Origin of the sequence: Paenibacillus sp. GYB004, assembly GCF_036577605.1 — a bacterium.
Classification (GTDB): Bacteria; Bacillota; Bacilli; order Paenibacillales; family NBRC-103111; genus Paenibacillus_AB; species Paenibacillus_AB oceani.
In genome coordinates, this window is sequence record NZ_JARBDB010000011.1 from 50,647 (window position 1) to 67,649 (window position 17,003).

Consider the following 17,003-nt stretch of genomic DNA (forward strand, 5'->3'; position numbering starts at 1 on the left):
TATTTATTAGCTAATCTATTTGTTAGTTTACCTAAATATATAATCGAAGTAAATAGATTTGTTTTTTCATGTACCATTTCTACTTGCTATACGGAGCAACAAAAAATGGTGAAACCGCCGGATTTATAATTTCTCTAGAGTCCGGCTCCTTTTATGTAGTATAATCGTAACTGCATTGCCATATATAGGGATTTCATTTGGGCGAATTGTATGAATGCCGAATCGGGAAGAGGAGCGAAAAATGGAAACCAGGGAGACGAAATGGGAGCGCTTCAAAGAGGGGATCCGATCGTATGTTTGGATACTTGGCTTCATGCGGCCGTATCGGGGGATGCTCCTGCTGCTGGTGAGCTGCGGTCTGCTGATCGGTTTGGGCGAGCTGTCGATTCCGAAAATGATCGGGATTATCATCGATCAGATCATCCCCTCCAAGGATGTTGCTGCGCTTGGCAAACTGCTGTGGATCTTCCTTGCCGTAATCGCCGTCATGTTGACCTTGTCAAGCGTCCGCAATTTGATCGAGCGCCGGATGCGGGAGTATACGTCCCGGGATATTCAACTGCAATCGTTTCATCAGCTGCGCAGGCTTGGCTATCCTTACTTCGAGAATACGCCGACAGGCGAGATTTTGACCTTGCTTCGTTCGGATGTCGGCACCGTTCAGGAGCTGTACCGGCATCACATCCCGAATCTGATTACCCGGACGATTTTTATTCTCCTGTGTATCGGATTGATGCTTGGCTCGAGCATTACGCTTACTGTATTGTCGTTGTGCGCGTTTCTGGTCTACTATTTCATCGGTCCGACGCTCGAAAGAAAGACCGGCATCCATCGCAGAGAAGCGTCGGAGCTGGATAAAAATTACCAGAAGCAAATCTACGATTCCGTCTCCGCAATGACGGAAGTGCAAGCTTACGGCGCAGAAAGATGGGTATTTCAAGAGATCGATCAGAAATATAAAGCCTACTCGAAGCAATGGTTAAAAATGCTCGCCTATTTATACCGGTCGGAATCGTTCCGGCACTTCTCGCATTATGTCGGCGCAGCGCTGTTGTTTATTGCCGGCAGTTTCGAGATCCGGGAAGGACGAGTCCAGATCGGAGAATTCATTACCTTTCTTCTCTATTATTTTAGCATGATGGGCTTCATGCAAGCTTTGATCGGCTCTATAACGGAACAGAGGCTGCTCCTCGTTCAGGTAGACCGGTTGTACCGGTTTATTCACCTTGTGCCCGAGGTGAAGGAAGCGGCGGAGCCGGTCTCGTTAGAAAACGTGCGCGGCGAAATTACGTTTGAGAACGTCTCCTTTGCTTATGGGAGCGGGACGCCTGTGCTGCATAATTTTAATCTGACGGTTCGTCCGGGCGAAAGAGTGGCGTTAGTAGGCGAAAGCGGGAGCGGCAAAACGACCGTTCTGAAGCTGTTGAGCCGATTTTACGATCCGTTGCAAGGCCGGATTTTGCTGGACGGGGTTCCGATCCGGGAGTTGTCGCTGGGGCAGTTGAGGGAATCGATGGGATATGTGTTTCAAGAAACTTATTTATTCGGCAGCTCGGTCAGTGAGAATATCCGCTTCGGAAATCCGCAGTGTGCGGAGGAAGAGATAACGGCCGCCGCCGAACGTGCGGCCGCGCATCCGTTTATCCGGCAGCTTCCGGATGGGTACGGGACCTGGATCGGCGAGCGTGGCGTGAAGCTGTCGGGCGGGCAGAAGCAGCGCATATCGGTGGCGCGTATGCTGCTCAAAAATCCGCCGATCGTATTGCTGGATGAAGCGACCTCCTCGCTCGACCGCGAGCATGAGCTGGAAATCGTCCGGTCGCTCCGAGCGCTGGAGCAGGCCACCGTCCTGACTGTAGCCCATCGGTTATCGACAATCAGGGATTACGACCGGATTGTCGTAATGGATCAGGGCTCGATTGTGGAGGCCGGCGACTGGGAGTCGCTTATGAAGCAGCGCGGTGCGTTGTATCAATTGTGGAGGGGGAGTGACGAATATGAAGCGGGCTAGCCGAAAGCCGGATCTGCGATGGTATTGGCAATTCGTAGCCCCGTTCCGGAGAAACTATGCCGTAATGCTTCTCCTCATGCTTGCCCAGTGTCTAGTCACTCTTGGAGTTACCGGTATTCAGAAGTTTTTCGTCGACGATGTGATTCTGGTAGGGAAGTATGAACGGTTGCCGGCGCTTATTGCCGTGTTCGTCGTTTTGATGATCTTATTTATGCTTCTATATATCCGCGTTGCCCACTATGTTTTTCTTAATCGGATGGACAGCAAACATTTGATTACCCGAAGTTTGATGGACGCCATTTTGCGTCTGCCGCAGGCGGTATTCCAGCAGGAACGCACTTCAACCTATGTGCACCATATGACCCATGATGCGGATTCGATCGCGCAAGTGTTATCCAACCGGATTCCGAGAGGGCTGCAGCATCTGTTTTACGTGTTCTCGATCTTTATAATCTTAAGCCAAATGGGACCGGCGATTGTGATCGTGACTGCAGCCCTTATCGTGTTTTATGTATGGATCGGCAAATATTCCGGACCTATGATCAAACGAATCAGCCGGGAGGTCAACGATGAACGGATTCAACTCGGTGTCGTCATCGAGGAAGGCATCTCCTCGACCCGTGAAGTAATCTCGTACAACCGGCAGCAGTGGGAGCTGGACAAGTATCATTCCGGTTTTGCGCGTTATTTCCGCAAAGTGATGGAGGAAGGGCGAAAGAGCAACCTGCAGCTGTTTATGACCGAGCCGACCAAATGGGGAATTCACGTTGCTGTGCTCGGTTTCGGCGGATATGCGGTGATCCGGGGGGATTTAAGCATCGGCATGTTCCTCGTTGCTTACCAGTACATCGCCCAGCTGGTCAATTCCTTCCAGAACTTGTTCAATTTCAGTATGGATCTGACGCGTGGAGTGGCTTCGGCGGACCGGTTAAAGACGATCATGCGGCAAGCCGAGACGCATTCGGGCACACTTCGCTTGGGCGGGCCGGTCAACCATATCCGCTTTCAACAAATCCATTTTACGTATCCATCGCAAACGACCCCTGTATTCGAAGGGTTGTCTATGGATATTCCGGCTGGGCACAAAATTGCACTGGTCGGCGTAAGCGGGGGCGGGAAATCGACCTTGCTGCAAATGCTGCTCCGAACGATCTCTCCTCGGCAAGGGCAAGTCTTCATCAATCAGCTGCCTCTGGAACAGCTGGCTGCGGATGACTGGAACCGGCGCTTGGCGATCGTGATGCAGGAGCCTTATTTTTTCCCGGATACGGTACGGAAAAATGTAACGTTCGGCATGGACGTAACCGAGCAAGAGATGATCGACGCTTGCCGGAAAGCCCAAATTCATGAAACGATCATCCGAATGACGGACGGTTATGACAGCGTTCTCGGGGAACGCGGGATTACATTGTCGGGGGGGCAGCGGCAACGATTGGCGCTGGCTCGCGCCATGCTGCGCAATCCGGAAATTCTCGTGCTGGATGAAGCGACGTCCGCGCTTGATCTGGAGACGGAGCGACGGGTGATGCAGGCGCTGGATCAGGACCGCCAAGGCAAGACGACAATCTTAGTCGCCCATCGGTTATCCACGATCAAAAATGCGGATCTCATCTATTTTTTGGCCGGAGGGCAAATGGAACATTGCGGTTCCTATGAAGAGCTGTACAGCCGCTCGCCTGCCTTCCGGCGATTGGCCGAGTTGGACGAGGAGCAGCTGATCTCCAGTTCTTAAAGTTCCGGGGGAGCGTGGAAGTCCATCATCGATCGGTGAATCCGCCGTATTAGACCGATTCATTTTTTGAAAAAATGTGCTTGCATGTATTGACTCTGACATTAATGTAAGGGTTTATGATGGACCTACCGGTTGGGAGAACGACCGGGGCTATGAGAACCGGGCTTATGAACGACTCGCAACTGCAGCTACCCAACAGGAGGAATGACCGATGAGTTTGTATGCTGTTGATGATACGACATTTCGAGGGATGATCCGCCAGCAGGGGGTGACGCTCGTCGAATTTGGAGCGGTGTGGTGCCCGCCGTGCAAAGTGCTTTTGCCGATTCTGGACGATCTGGCGACCGAATACGGGGAACGGCTGTCGGTGTTGAAAGTGGACTGCGACGACTCCCCGGCCATCGCTTCCGAGTACGGAATTATGTCGATGCCGACCGTTATCGTATTTCATAACGGAGTACCGGTGGAGAAGCTGGTCGGACTCCGGCCTAAAAGTGTGTATGCGGCGCTGGTTACGAAGTACGCAAGTTTATGAGCCGTCGCCATTAGAAAGGGTCAAAGGGAAAGTGACCGGATGGAGAAATGCTTACTAGTCCGGTTCCGCAGACGATCAAAATACCGCAGAGGACAGACCGGTTCTCCGGCCGCCTGTTAGGCGGCTTATCCCGTTCCGCAATAATGCGGGGCGGGATTTTTGTCGTTTCTGTTTAACTGGAGCAGACTGGGAAAAGCAGGTGCAGCCGCCGGGCAGGATTTTTTACGGATACCGAGAATTGTAGTATGTGGAAGAGTCGATATCCATAAGTTGCCTATACGATGGATCGAACATAACTTCGAATGAGGAGAGGTTGTCGTTGTTTTATGTGAATTCCCGCGCCATCATAGAGCGCGAACGCGATGGCACAACCGAGATCATCATCCAGACGCGCAACAAGCCGAACCAACCGAAACAGCTGGAGCTGCCGGGAGGCGGCGTGGAGCAGTTCGAGTCGCTTACAAGCGCGCTGCGTCGCGAAGTGAAGGAAGAAACCGGCCTCGATGTCGTGTGGATTGAAGGGGAAGATACGCGGATCGATACGGTCGGGATCAATCCGAATGTCGTCGTCGAGTGTATCCGGCCTTTCACAGCCTATCAGACGATTAAAGGCGGGATCGACTCGGTCGGGTATTACTTTATATGCAGAGCAGAAGGCGAACTGCTTTCCGAAGGCGATTGCGCGCAAAACCCCCGATGGGTCACCGTAGACGAGCTTGCCGGACTTATTCGCAACGATCCGCTGCAGTTTATCAATATCGATTGTGCCGCGATCACGTTTTATATGAAACACCGTATCCAATCGCCGGGATTTTAATCGGGACCTGTCTCCCGGGACAGGCGTGTGCATATATAAGCTGGAGATGATAGAGCTGATCAACAAAGAACTGGAGAAGCTGAAAAAATAAAGATCGCAGATCAAGCGTCGTCGGTTGCGAGGAGTCCCGGGGAATTGTGTCCTATGCCCGGAGGCTGTCTGATAGTTCAGTAGTCTCCTTTGGGCACAGTTTGGCACAAAAGTGCGCAGCGGCCGAACACGCAGCCCACTGCGGCCCACTGTACCGATTACGGTTCGTATGGTAAAGTATTCCAAGAGAAAGGATGTAGTCGTCACGACTAAGGAAGGAAGGGCGCGATGAGAACATCGATCGTTCAACCTCTCCTGGCTGGAGTTATTATTGCGGTCGTCTATTATGTGGTTCAGGTCGTACGGGGGATGTATCTAACCAAAGAATACGTTCCGGACCTGATTAACGCATACGAATCCGTTGACTATTTACAGCAGCAGACGGCGTTCGGTACGATCTCCAGTCCGGTGTGGAGCGTGCTTGAAGCTTCAGGGCTGATTCTGCTTGGAGCGGCTGTATTTTATATCGGAAAAACGCTGAGGAGGAAAAGATAACGGCCAGCTTATAGGAAGCCGGGATAGATGGGGATCTGGCGGGAGCGCAATAGAAGGGGAGGGAAGTCAAGAGAAGGGCCGTGCGGAAACATACGCTGCAAAGTTTTTTGTACGCTCCAGTTGATCGGCGGTCTCGAACGTGATATGATACGGTTAATTTGAATCTAGGAGTTGAGAAGAATAATGTGATTGTTCTTGCAGATCGTAATGAAATAAAACATCAAAGCGATTATTTCGCCTGTTTTATTCGTTATATGCAAGAAAGTTACGTTATTCGGATCACTCAACTTAAATATCCGGATCTGGTCCATTAACGGGCCGGATTTGCTGTATTTATTTGAGCTGCTGAAAGGTAACTTTCTTGCGGCTCTTTTATTTTCTATACAGGAGGATATTTATGTCATTAATCAATGTAGTGAACCTGACTTTCGCTTACGACGGCAGTTACGATAACATTTTCGAGAACGTCAATTTCCAGCTCGATACCGACTGGAAGCTGGGATTTACGGGCCGCAACGGCAGAGGGAAGACGACCTTTCTGTACTTGCTGCTCGGCAAATATGAATACAGCGGCACGATTTCGGCTCATGTCCATTTCGACTATTTCCCGTACCCGGTCGATAACAAGGAACAAAACACAGTGGATGTAGTCGGCGACATTTACCCGGATTATGTCCATTGGCAATTGATGCGCGAGTTTTCGCTGCTTGACGTATCGGAGGACGTTTTATATCGTCCCTTCGACTCGTTGTCCAACGGAGAGCAGACGAAGGTGCTGCTGGCCGCCTTGTTTTTGAAAGAAAACCGGTTTCTGCTGATCGATGAACCGACCAATCATCTGGACAAAGAAGCAAGAAAACGGGTCAGCGATTATCTCAGCAAGAAGAACGGTTATATCCTCGTCTCCCACGATCGGGCGTTTCTCGATAACTGCGTCGACCATATTCTCTCGATCAACAAGACCGATATCGAAATCCAAAAAGGCAACTTCTCGGACTGGTGGGCCAATAAACAAAGACAGGACGATTACGAGCTTGCGGAGAACGAAAAGCTGAAAAAAGATATTCAGCGCCTGTCGGAATCGTCCAGACGGACGGGGAACTGGTCGCACGAAGTGGAGAAAACGAAAAACGGCACAAGAAATTCCGGCTCCAAGGTGGATAAAGGGTACGTCGGCCATAAAGCCGCCAAAATGATGAAACGGTCCAAATCGATGGAGCACAGGCAGCAGTCCGCGATCGAGGAAAAGTCCAAACTGCTGAAAAATGTGGAAACGTCCGAAAGCTTGAAAATTTCCCAGCTGACGTATCATAAACACCAGCTTGTCGAGCTTGACAAAGTATCGATCTATTACGGTGAGAGGCAGGTTTGTCCGGAGACCAGCTTTACGATCGGGCAGGGGGATCGAATCGCGCTGGCGGGGAAAAACGGCTCCGGCAAATCAAGCTTGATCAAGCTGATTTGCGGTGAGGAGCTGAGCTATACGGGCACGTTCCGGAAAGGAAGCCAGCTGAAAATCTCTTACGTCTCCCAGGATACCTCGCATTTGCAAGGAACTTTATCGGATTATGCGAGAGAGCATGAGATTGACGAAAGCTTGTTTAAATCGATTTTAAGGAAACTGGATTTCTCCAGAGCCCAATTCGAGAAGGATATCTCCACGTATAGCGGCGGCCAGAAGAAAAAGGTGCTGATTGCCAAAAGTCTTTGTGAGAAAGTGCATTTGCACGTCTGGGATGAGCCGCTCAATTACATTGACGTTATTTCGCGAATGCAGATCGAGGAGCTGCTGCTCGAACATTCGCCGACGATCCTATTTGTGGAGCATGACAGCGAATTTTGCGACCATATTGCTACGAAAGTCGTCGAGCTGTAAGACTGCTCGGCCGGCAGGAATTCCGCGGTACTCTTAAGTCTGAAGACAGTGGGGAAAAGGATGAACGAGCAGTGGCTTGATCGAAAGCTGGACTTTGTGAAAGCCGAAATCGGAGATTTGCCGTATCGGGAGCTCAAGGTCATTACGACGGGCTGCGAGAAAGATGTGGTTATTTTGGATCGACAAACGGTTCTTTCGTTTTTTCGCGACGGTCTGCGGACAGAGACCTACGACGCAAGACAAGAGCTGATTCGCCGGTTAGCCGTGCAGTCGGAGGCGATTTTACCGGTGTGCCGGTATCGGTCGCAGGCGAATCATTTCACCGTGGAAACCTATGTCCCGGGAGAACGGATTACGCCTCGGCTTGTGGAGGAAAATCCGGAAGAGGGGCGGCGGATCGGCCGCGCGATGGGAAACTTTTTAAGACAGCTTCACCGTATGCCTGTACAAGGGCTCGGTCTGCGAAGCGGATTTGCGCAGGATGTGTCGAGGGATATGGTGTCCGGGCTGAAGCTGCTGGAGACCCGGTTGTCTGCTTCCGAGATTCGGCAGGTGACGGTATTTCTGAACGAGTACTATGAGAGCGCGGCGACGGTGGAGACCTGTGTTGTGCATGGAGATTTCCATTTCGATAACATCTTGTGGGATTCGGGTGCTGGCCGCCTGGGAGTATTGGACTTTGGCGAGGCGGGCGTGGAAGACCCGGCGCTGGATTTGATGTATATGCGTTATTATCGGGAGGAGTTCCGGCATGCGGTGTTTGAGGCATACGGTTCGGAGGATAGCGGGTTGTATGACAGGAGTCAAATGTATGACCGGATCTACGGTTTGTACGATATGATCGAGAACATCCGGAACGACCCCAGGAAGCCTGACTTCCATAAAGGGTATGCGAGGTTTTTTGAACGTTAAAGAGTGTTCAGCAATCGTGGAAAGACTTCGCTTAGAAGCATTACATGCCGAAGGCCTTGATTACTACGGATAAATAAGGCTCATCTTCGCCTACCCGCTCCTGCCTGACTGGTTACTCTTCTCGCTTCTTATGGTACCGAACTTACACTTCTGAATTAAAAACCGTCCGGCAGAATGCCGGACGGTCCATTGACGTGCAAACCCATTTGTGAGCACCTGGAACAAAGTGGTTACTCGCACTATAGCCGCTCGCCCATAGTCGCGCTAAGCCAGCAGAACCCCGCACCCCGCACCCCGGCACCCCGGAATCCCGCACGCATCACCCGCACCCCGGGATACGGGAACTCACCCCCCCGATGCCGCGTCAGATTTGATGGACGCTGCGGTACATGGAGGGACTCATCTCGAATTTTTTGGAGAAGACGCGGCTTAAGTAAAACCCGTTCTCGTATCCGCACAATTCGGCGATCTGGTCGAGCGGGTAGCTCGTTTCCAGGAGCATTTGCCGAACCTTGTCCAGCCTCAGATTCACGACGAAATCCGTAGGCGTTTTGCCAAATTGCGATTTAAACCTGCGGGTAAATTGCACGGGAGACAGCTCAAGCTCGGCAGACAGCGCTTTCATGCTGAACCGGCTATCGTATGCGCGCGTCTCCAACAGCCACACTGCCTGTTGCATAAGCGCATCTTCCGGCTTTTCCAGCTTCCGGGACGCTTCCGTTTCGAGGCAATATTGGAGCCACATGTCGTTCAGCAGCAAGTTTTGCCGGCGGCGATGGAGCTTGTCCCGTTTCGGCCAAAGCTCAAGCAAATATTGATAAGTCGACGATAACCGCCGACTGTCGCGAAGCGTAACCTTCCCTTGCGGGAGCAGCGTCAGTCTCGAAGTTTCCTCGATCGTCTGCCGCGAATCCGGCAAATTCCAGTGAAAATGAATGACGAAAAACGATAGCGTGCGCACCACTTCCCGCCATAACGGCACGCCAGGCGGGCAGATGACGAGATCTCCGCTCGTAGCGCTTCCGCCGTGATCGCCGATCCGGAAGTCGAAAATTCCTTCGCACACGGCAAACATCACCCAGGCGGGGTAGACGTCCGTGTCAATTAAAAAACGTTCCTTCCGGTCCCAATACAACACATGAACGAGCTGGGGAACCACATCGGCCGGACCATACGGCTCCATGCGACGGCCTCCCTTGAAATGAAATGGAGTATATGGTCGATGATAAACAATTGCATGGGAAAAGTAAATTGAATTTACTAGGCTAGACATATCCCTTTAACGCGCGGTAGAGGGACGAACCGAAGACAAAGGAGGCGCGGTGAACTTGGCAGAACGGGTCGGAGAGTTGGCTCGCGAATATGTAACGGTGTACGAATCGCCGGACCCCGGGAACGTGTATGTGTACAGCCCGGGAATCGCGGTGCTGCCGAACGGCAGACTGGTTGCTACGCTCGACATGAGCGGGCCCGGCATCGATGGAATCCCCGGCGAGAAGCGCCGCATCGAGGGAGGCAAGCTGTGGCTCGGCAAAGTGTTCGTCTCCGATGACAAGGGCCGCACTTGGCAGTACCGGACGGACTTTCCTTTCATGCACGCCAGACCGTTTACCGCTGGGAGAAGCTTGTACGTGCTGGGGCATTGCCACGATTTGGCGGTCATCCGATCCGATGACGGCGGCGATACGTGGACCGAACCGGTGCTGCTGACGCAAGGGCAGATGTGGCATCAGGCGCCGGCGAATGTGATCTACGCCAAAGGAAACGTGTACCTGGTCATGGAGCGGAATGTGCGATCGGACGGAGCGGGCTGGCCGGTCTCCGATCTGGCTCCGGTGCTGCTGCGGGGACGGGCGGATGCGGACTTGACCGACCGTAGCAACTGGACGTTCGCCTCCGAGCTGGCGTTCCGCGAGGCGGTGCCGGAGGAGGAACTGGACTATTTCGGAGTACCGTTCTACAAGGTGGAGCCGGGAACGTCCGCTCTGGTCGCTCCCGGACGCAAGTGCGCCCGCATGGGCTGGCTGGAGACGAATGTAGTCCGGTTTGACGATCCGGACCATTATTTCCATGACCCGGAAGGGAATACGTTTCATCTGTGGATGCGCTCCCATACGGGAGGCACCGGATATGCGGCGATTGCGAAAGCGGTAGAGCTCGAGGATGGCACGATCGAAACGAAACTCGAACAAGCCCCTTCGGGAAAAACGTTCGCCTTGATCCCATGCCCGGGCGGTCATCTGAAGTTCCATATCACGTTCGACGAACGCTGCGGCCTGTACTGGCTGCTCAGCTCGCAGGCGACGGACAGCATGACGAGGGCGGAGCGGCTGCCCGAAGACCGGTACGGTCTCGGCAAAAACGAGCGGCACCGGCTGCAGCTGCATTTCTCGCGAAACTGCGTGGACTGGTGTTTTGCCGGACTTGTAGCGGTCGGGGATGCGCCGAGGCAGGCCCGGCACTATGCGAGTATGGCGATCGACGGCGAGGATCTGGTTATCTTGAGTCGTTCCGGAGACGGGCGGGCGAAGGACGCGCACAACGGCAATTTGATTACTTTTCATCGAATCGAGAATTTTCGCCGCTTGATCTATTGATCTGCTCATCTGCTAATCTGTGAAACTGCTATTCATTAAACGATACAAAGGGGGGGCCGTCCATGCGAAGGACTGCCGTATATGTGGCTGTTGCAAGCATGATGGTGTTGTGGGGTTGTTCGGGCAGCGAGCCGCGTTCATCGGCCGGCGAGGAAGCGGGCAAGGAGGAGATCGTCCGGCAGGAGCCGGTTACGCTGTCGTTTTATTCGAAGCTGACGCCTGCCGAATTCGAAAGTTATATTGCCCGGCATGTCAGAGTCAAGTTTCCGCATGTGACGCTTGAGCAAGTGGAGCAAAAAAGCGCCACGATCCAGGATCTGATTACGGTCGGGAATGTGCCGGACATTATATGGGAAGGCAGCACCAATCTGCAGACGCTGACTCCGCTGAAGGTGATGGCGGATTTGCGGCCGCTTGCGGAGAAGCACAAGTTCGACTTTGGCCGGTACAGGGACGGGATCGTGGATAATATCCGGTCGTATTCGGAGAACGGGCAGCTGTATTTCCTGCCGTTTAATGTATTTGAATTCGCCTTGCACTACAACAAAGACGTGTTCAACAAATTCGGAGTTCCGTTCCCGAAAGACCATATGACGTGGGACGAGGTGATCGCTCTGGCGGGCAAAATGAACCGTCAGGACAACGGCATCCAGTATGTCGGGATGAGACCGCCGCTGAGCACGAACCGGACGCAAATGCAGCTATCCTTGCCTTATGTGGATGCGAAGACGGGCAAGGCCGCGATCCAGACCGAAGGCTGGAAACGGTTGTTCGACACGATCCGGAACATGTATCCGGGCCCGTCTACCGTGCGATCCTTCTTCGATTACAGGGATGAATTTCTTAAGCAGCGTACGGTCGGCATGATGCCGGACATTTTACAACTGCAGAATTCGGATATGGCCGCCTTCGAAAAGGAAGGGCTCGAATGGGACGTCGTGACGTACCCGGCTTTTGCGGACAAACCGAAGGTGGGGGCCGGATTGTTCTCCGACGGCATGGTCCTGTCGGCCGGCTCCAAGCACCTCGATCTGGCGTTCCAGATCATCTCGTTCCTCAGCACCGATCCCGAGGTGCAGTTGAACGCGACCCGGGACGGCCGCGTAACGGCGCTTAAGGACCCGCAACTATTAGCGCGTGCCTTCGAGAACAATCCGGCGGCGGCGGGGAAAAATCTGAAGCCGCTTAGCGAGATGCGTTACCCGGCCTCTTTCCCGATGTCCGATTACGATCGCAAAGGATTAAGCGTCGTCGAATCCAAGCTGAAAAATTATGTCGCCGGCAAAGGCGATGTCAACACGATGCTCCGCGAAGCGGAGGAACAGCTTGAGAAGGCGATCGCCGAGCAGAAAAGCCAATAGCCGGCACAGACGGGGCCGTCTGCGTGGGGACGGGAGCGCGCGCAGACGAAGCCGAACCTATCCGAAAGCGGGGATATGCATGGATATACGCGAGACAAGGACGGAAGCGAACGATTCGCCTCTTAGCCGGCCGTCTTCGCCGATGAGCCGGAGGAAGATGCTCTCGGCGCTCGGCTTGACGGGAGCGGCGTTATTAACTGCGGGGATGCTGACGAACGAGTCCAAGGGCGAGTCGGTGCACGATTCGGTGTACGGCGGAGACGGCGGCTTGGACCCGGCATGCTGTTCGTATACGACGATTGCCGGGCTCCGGGCGATGACGGGTCCGGTCGGAGAGCCGTACTGTTATGTGACCGACAGCGGTTGCGAAGGACCGTTTTTCTACGACGGGTCCGATACGGCTTCGCCCGACAACACGGGGCTTGTGATCGTCTCCGCATCGGGTGCCCGCTGGAAACGGATTCATCAGGGAGAGATCAGCATTGCCTGGTTCGGAGCGGTCGGAGACGGGGAGACGGATTGCACGGCCGCGATCCAAACCGCGCTAGACAGCGGACTGCCGGTATGGATGCCGCCCGGCACGTACGCGATCACCGGTACGCTGCGGGTGAAGGCGAACGGACAGCTGCTCCGGGGCGCCGGCCGCTTCGTAACGGTATTGAAAAACACGGCGAACGGCAGTCCGCTGCTGCACTTCGGCGACAATACGGACCCGAAGACGACGGGTTACGCGCTTTCTTGCGCTGCGCGGGACTTTACGCTCGAAGGGAACGCTTTATCGAGCGAAGGCGTAGCGTTTCTGGGGCCGCAGGACGATGTGGCGACCTGGGGCGGCGCATCCCGAGCCTGCTTGCTCGAAGGGGTCCGCGTGTCGGGGATCGGCAGCGGACCTGCGCTGCGGGTGTCCGCCTGGACGCCTACGGTAACGGGATGTGAATTCTGGAACAGCAAGCAGGGCATCCGGATCGGGCAGCAGGTGTATTCCGGGCGGTTTATAGCCAACTATATTAGCGGCCACGCCCAGGAAGGCATCTACTGCGACGTCCCTGCCAGCAAAGCGTCGGCGCTGCTCTTCTCGGGCAATGTGGTTCAGTGGTGCGGTAGTGCGGCGGGCATGATCGTGCTGTCGGGCGGCGGCGCCTGGACGTTCCAGAATACATACGTGGAAGTGCCGAACGCAGGCTGCAACGCGGTATGGAAGCTGTCCAATCCGGGCACGAACGTAACGATCGACGGCGTTCATTTCAGTTCGGGGACAGGGGAAAGCGCGATCGATGTCGTCTCTACTGACATCAGGCTGTGCACCGTCCGCGGGATGCAAATTTTCGGCAACGTCCGGCGCGGCGTCTACATTACCGGCACGCTGCCGATCACGACGATCGACAGCGTCCGGCAGCCGTCGGGAACGAGCAGCATCGCCTTGATCGACGATCAGTCGGTGCGCAAGATGACTTTCGTGAACAACGCCCCTACCGGAATCGAGATGGCAGCAGCCACGATCAAAAGCTTAACGTCGACGAATGCGATCACGACCGTAGATACGGCCACCGGTTTAACCCAATGGTTCGTGAAGGACGGGCGGGTATATTTCGGCGGCGATACGGCCGCTCCCAATATCGGCGTGTCGGGCATGTCGCTGAACGTCCGCGAAGGCACGGCGGAAGGATTTCTGCAAGCGGCGGGCGTGCTGCTTGGCGCGGACCAGATCGGGATACGGTACGGAACCGGCAGCCCGGAAGGCATCGTATCGGCTCCGGTGGGGTCGCTTTATTTGCGGGCGGACGGAGTGCCCGGGGCGACGCTTTACGTGAAGGAGAGCGGTACCGGAAGTACGGGCTGGACCGCGAAATGACGGATTAATTAAGCGGGGTAGCAAGGCAGCGGGATAGGAGAACGTCACCGGAACCAATCAAGGGGCATGGAGGACAGAGATGAGAGAAGAAACGATACGTTCGGATTTGACCGTGATCGGGGGAGGGCTGGCCGGGGTATGCGCCGCCGTGGCGGCTGCGCGTCTTGGAAGCCGGGTCGCGCTCGTACAGAACAGACCGGTGCTCGGAGGCAATTCCAGCAGCGAAGTTCGCGTATGGGTAAGCGGAGCTTCGGCCGGCGGCACGCACCGGTTCGCCCGGGAGACCGGAATCATCGGGGAAATGCTGCTGGAAAACCAATATCGCAATCCGCAGGGCAACCCGTATTACTGGGATCTCGTCGTTCTGGAGACGGTGCTGGCGGAGAAGAAAATCCGGCTGTTTCTCAATACGGATGTGCACGAGGTGGAGGCGGAAGGGACGGCCGAAGAGCGCCGTATCCGCTCCGTGACCGGATGGATGGCCGGTTCGGAGCGGAAACTGCGCTTCGAGAGCGAACTGTTCGCCGACTGCACCGGCGACGGGCTCGTCGGCTTTTTGGCGGGAGCGGAATACCGCATCGGCCGCGAGGCGAGGAGCGTGTACGGCGAAGCATGGGCGCCGGAGCAAGCCGACGATATTACGCTTGGGAGCACGATGCTGTTTTATACGAAAGACGCCGGGAAACCGGTGAAATATGTCGCTCCGTCGTTCGCCAAGAATATCGCCGAGACGCCGATTCCTTTGCGGCGTATAATCCGCACGGGCGATTCCGGCTGTCATTACTGGTGGATCGAATGGGGCGGGGAAGTGGATACGGTCCATGAGAACGAGCGCATCCGCGACGAGTTGTGGGCCGCCATATACGGGATCTGGGACTATATTAAAAACTCGGGCCGTTTCGAAGCGGATACGTTAACGCTGGAATGGGTCGGAGCGGTTCCGGGCAAGCGCGAATACCGCCGGTTCATCGGCGACTATGTGATGACGCAGAACGATATATTAAGCCAGGCTCCATTCGACGACCGGGTCGCGTTCGGAGGATGGTCGATCGATCTGCACCCTCCCCAAGGGATGTATGCGGAGGAGAGCGGGTCGAAACATTGGCATCCCGACGGAAACTACCATATCCCGTTCCGTTCGCTGTATTCGGTTAATGTATCGAATATGCTGATGGCCGGCCGCAATATTAGCGCTTCGCATGTCGCTTTCGGCACGACGCGGGTGATGGCGACGTGCGCGGCGATGGGGGAAGCGGCGGGAACGGCGGCCGCCCTGTGCGTCAGGAGCGGGACGACTCCGCGCGAGCTGTACCGCAGCCGGCTTCCGGAGCTGCAGCAGGCGCTGCTTCATCAGGATGCTTCGATCATCGGCTTGACGAACCGCGATCCGCGCAACTTGGCCCGGCGGGCTGTCGTGAACGCCTCCAGCACAAGGACGGTCTTAGCCGTGGAGCGGCCTGCAGAGCGCCTGCCGCTGGATACGGACATCGGTCTGCTCGTCCCGGTCGACCCGAAGCTCGGGGAGCTGGAACTGCTGCTGGATGCCGAGCGCCATACGACGCTCCATGTCGAGTTATGGGATACGGGCCGGAAGGAGAATTACGTTCCGTTCCGGAAAATTGGCGAGGCGTCGGTCGAAGTGCGCCAAGGGAAGCGGCAATGGACGACCGTTCCTTTGTCATGGGCTCCGGAAGAACCGCAGAACGGATTTATCGTCGTTAAGGCGAACCCGGCGCTGATGCTGTGGCAGTCGGATTCGCCGCTCACCGGTGTGCTCGTCTTCGGTAAAGTCGAGAGACCTGCGGACAGCAAGCCTGCGCAGCCGGTTCTCGAATGGAGAATGAAACGTTTTGTCCGCAAGCCGATCTGCTTCCGTATACACGGGGAGACGTTAGCTTACGCCCCGGGCAAGGCGGTGAGCGGAGTGATCCGGCCGTACGGCGGTCCGCAGCTATGGATGTCCGGACGGATGGCCGGCGGAAGCGGGGAATGGCTGGAGCTGCAATGGAACGAGCCGGTCACTGTCCGGGAGATCCATCTGACGTTTAACGACGATGTCAACGAATATTTGAACAACCTGCACTATCTCGTGACGCCGTTCGAGACGATTCCCGAATTGGCGGCCGATTATCGGCTGGAGGCATGGATCGCGGACGAATGGGTGGTGCTGCACCGGGAAACCGGGAACCGGAAAAGAAAGAGGGTGCACCTCGTGTCCCCGGTTGCCGCGTCCCGAATTCGTCTCGTTGTGGAGAAGACGAACGGAGGGGAGCGGGCGGAGCTGATCGACATCCGGGTGTACGATCACGAAACCGTCTAATCGGCTCAAGCCGTGTGGGGCGCCAAACCAATAACGGGGATGGAACCGGATACGGGTGATAGGTGCTGAGAATAAAGGGTGCCAGAGTGCCAGAGACTCTTATATGGTTGGGTAGCCTGTTACAAAAGCTTCATTTGAACGCTTTTCAAAATGAACGAAAAGACCGTTCCAGCCTGATGCATAACGGGCAGGAAACGGTCTTTTCGTAATTTCGCTACCCGTCCGCCGCATAATCCGGTTTATATATTTTAAATAAATATAAATCCCGGTTTACAAAATAATGGTTTTCAAACAGATATTGGGATGATATAATCGGACCAAGAACGGGAATGATGGGCGTGATGTTAACCGGTTTACTAAATGAAGTAATTATATAAACCGGATGACAGATCGTCGCTCGAGGAG

General features: G+C 54.8%; 11 protein-coding genes and 1 pseudogene. 11 read left to right on the forward strand and 1 reads right to left on the reverse strand.

Annotated elements, in window-relative coordinates; translation table 11 throughout:
- The first annotated feature begins 241 nt into the window (after nt 1-241).
- The 7 genes and pseudogenes from PV433_RS06305 to PV433_RS06335 all read left to right on the forward strand — a co-directional run bounded on the left by PV433_RS06305 (nt 242) and on the right by PV433_RS06335 (nt 8,468).
- Nucleotides 242-2,011 (forward strand): ABC transporter ATP-binding protein, encoded by a 1,770-nt coding sequence (locus PV433_RS06305; RefSeq protein WP_332071334.1) that lies wholly within the window; start codon nt 242-244, stop codon nt 2,009-2,011.
- The gene (locus PV433_RS06310; protein WP_332071335.1) at nt 1,998-3,743 is read left to right on the forward strand and encodes an ABC transporter ATP-binding protein; all 1,746 of its coding nucleotides are present in this window, start codon (nt 1,998-2,000) and stop codon (nt 3,741-3,743) included. The genes PV433_RS06305 and PV433_RS06310 overlap by 14 nt, the downstream gene beginning before the upstream one ends.
- 211 nt (nt 3,744-3,954) lie before the next feature.
- Nucleotides 3,955-4,278, forward strand: a complete 324-nt coding sequence (locus PV433_RS06315) for a thioredoxin family protein (protein WP_332071336.1) — start codon at nt 3,955-3,957, stop codon at nt 4,276-4,278.
- A gap of 328 nt (nt 4,279-4,606) precedes the next feature.
- A complete protein-coding gene (locus PV433_RS06320) occupies nt 4,607-5,095 on the forward strand; it encodes an NUDIX hydrolase (RefSeq protein ID WP_332071638.1) in 489 nt (162 codons plus the stop codon).
- Nucleotides 5,096-5,473: 378 nt separating this feature from the next.
- Nucleotides 5,474-5,584, forward strand: a pseudogene (locus tag PV433_RS34020) (cytochrome b6); the annotation flags it as partial.
- A gap of 493 nt (nt 5,585-6,077) precedes the next feature.
- Nucleotides 6,078-7,556, forward strand: coding sequence for an Lsa family ABC-F type ribosomal protection protein (locus PV433_RS06330; RefSeq protein ID WP_332071338.1), 1,479 nt, complete (start codon nt 6,078-6,080; stop codon nt 7,554-7,556).
- A 60-nt stretch (nt 7,557-7,616) separates the two neighbouring features.
- Entirely contained in the window at nt 7,617-8,468 is an 852-nt protein-coding gene (locus PV433_RS06335; RefSeq protein ID WP_332071339.1) for a phosphotransferase family protein, read from the forward strand.
- Nucleotides 8,469-8,832: 364 nt separating this feature from the next.
- On the opposite strand, the gene PV433_RS06340 is transcribed toward PV433_RS06335, so the two are convergent.
- Nucleotides 8,833-9,651: an AraC family transcriptional regulator gene (locus tag PV433_RS06340; protein ID WP_332071340.1), complete on the reverse strand. Its 819-nt coding sequence runs from the start codon at nt 9,649-9,651 to the stop codon at nt 8,833-8,835.
- Between the two features lie 145 nt (nt 9,652-9,796).
- Here PV433_RS06340 and PV433_RS06345 point away from each other — a divergent pair, with 145 nt between their 5' ends.
- The 4 genes from PV433_RS06345 to PV433_RS06360 all read left to right on the forward strand — a co-directional run bounded on the left by PV433_RS06345 (nt 9,797) and on the right by PV433_RS06360 (nt 16,598).
- On the forward strand, nt 9,797-11,065 hold the full coding sequence (locus tag PV433_RS06345; protein ID WP_332071341.1) for a sialidase family protein: 1,269 nt from the start codon (nt 9,797-9,799) through the stop codon (nt 11,063-11,065).
- Between the two features lie 62 nt (nt 11,066-11,127).
- Entirely contained in the window at nt 11,128-12,426 is a 1,299-nt protein-coding gene (locus tag PV433_RS06350; protein ID WP_332071342.1) for an ABC transporter substrate-binding protein, read from the forward strand.
- Nucleotides 12,427-12,505: 79 nt separating this feature from the next.
- Nucleotides 12,506-14,278 (forward strand): glycosyl hydrolase family 28-related protein, encoded by a 1,773-nt coding sequence (locus tag PV433_RS06355; protein ID WP_332071343.1) that lies wholly within the window; start codon nt 12,506-12,508, stop codon nt 14,276-14,278.
- 79 nt (nt 14,279-14,357) lie between these two features.
- On the forward strand, nt 14,358-16,598 hold the full coding sequence (locus PV433_RS06360; protein ID WP_332071344.1) for an FAD-dependent oxidoreductase: 2,241 nt from the start codon (nt 14,358-14,360) through the stop codon (nt 16,596-16,598).
- Nucleotides 16,599-17,003 lie beyond the last annotated feature (405 nt).

Coding starts and splice junctions, on each gene's coding strand:
- PV433_RS06350 (WP_332071342.1), top strand. CDS start 11,128: ATGCGAAGGACTGCCGTATATGTGGCTGTTGCAAGCATGATGGTGTTG.
- PV433_RS06310 (WP_332071335.1), top strand. CDS start 1,998: ATGAAGCGGGCTAGCCGAAAGCCGGATCTGCGATGGTATTGGCAATTC.
- PV433_RS06340 (WP_332071340.1), bottom strand. CDS start 9,651: ATGGAGCCGTATGGTCCGGCCGATGTGGTTCCCCAGCTCGTTCATGTG.
- PV433_RS06360 (WP_332071344.1), top strand. CDS start 14,358: ATGAGAGAAGAAACGATACGTTCGGATTTGACCGTGATCGGGGGAGGG.
- PV433_RS06355 (WP_332071343.1), top strand. CDS start 12,506: ATGGATATACGCGAGACAAGGACGGAAGCGAACGATTCGCCTCTTAGC.
- PV433_RS06335 (WP_332071339.1), top strand. CDS start 7,617: ATGAACGAGCAGTGGCTTGATCGAAAGCTGGACTTTGTGAAAGCCGAA.
- PV433_RS06305 (WP_332071334.1), top strand. CDS start 242: ATGGAAACCAGGGAGACGAAATGGGAGCGCTTCAAAGAGGGGATCCGA.
- PV433_RS06330 (WP_332071338.1), top strand. CDS start 6,078: ATGTCATTAATCAATGTAGTGAACCTGACTTTCGCTTACGACGGCAGT.
- PV433_RS06315 (WP_332071336.1), top strand. CDS start 3,955: ATGAGTTTGTATGCTGTTGATGATACGACATTTCGAGGGATGATCCGC.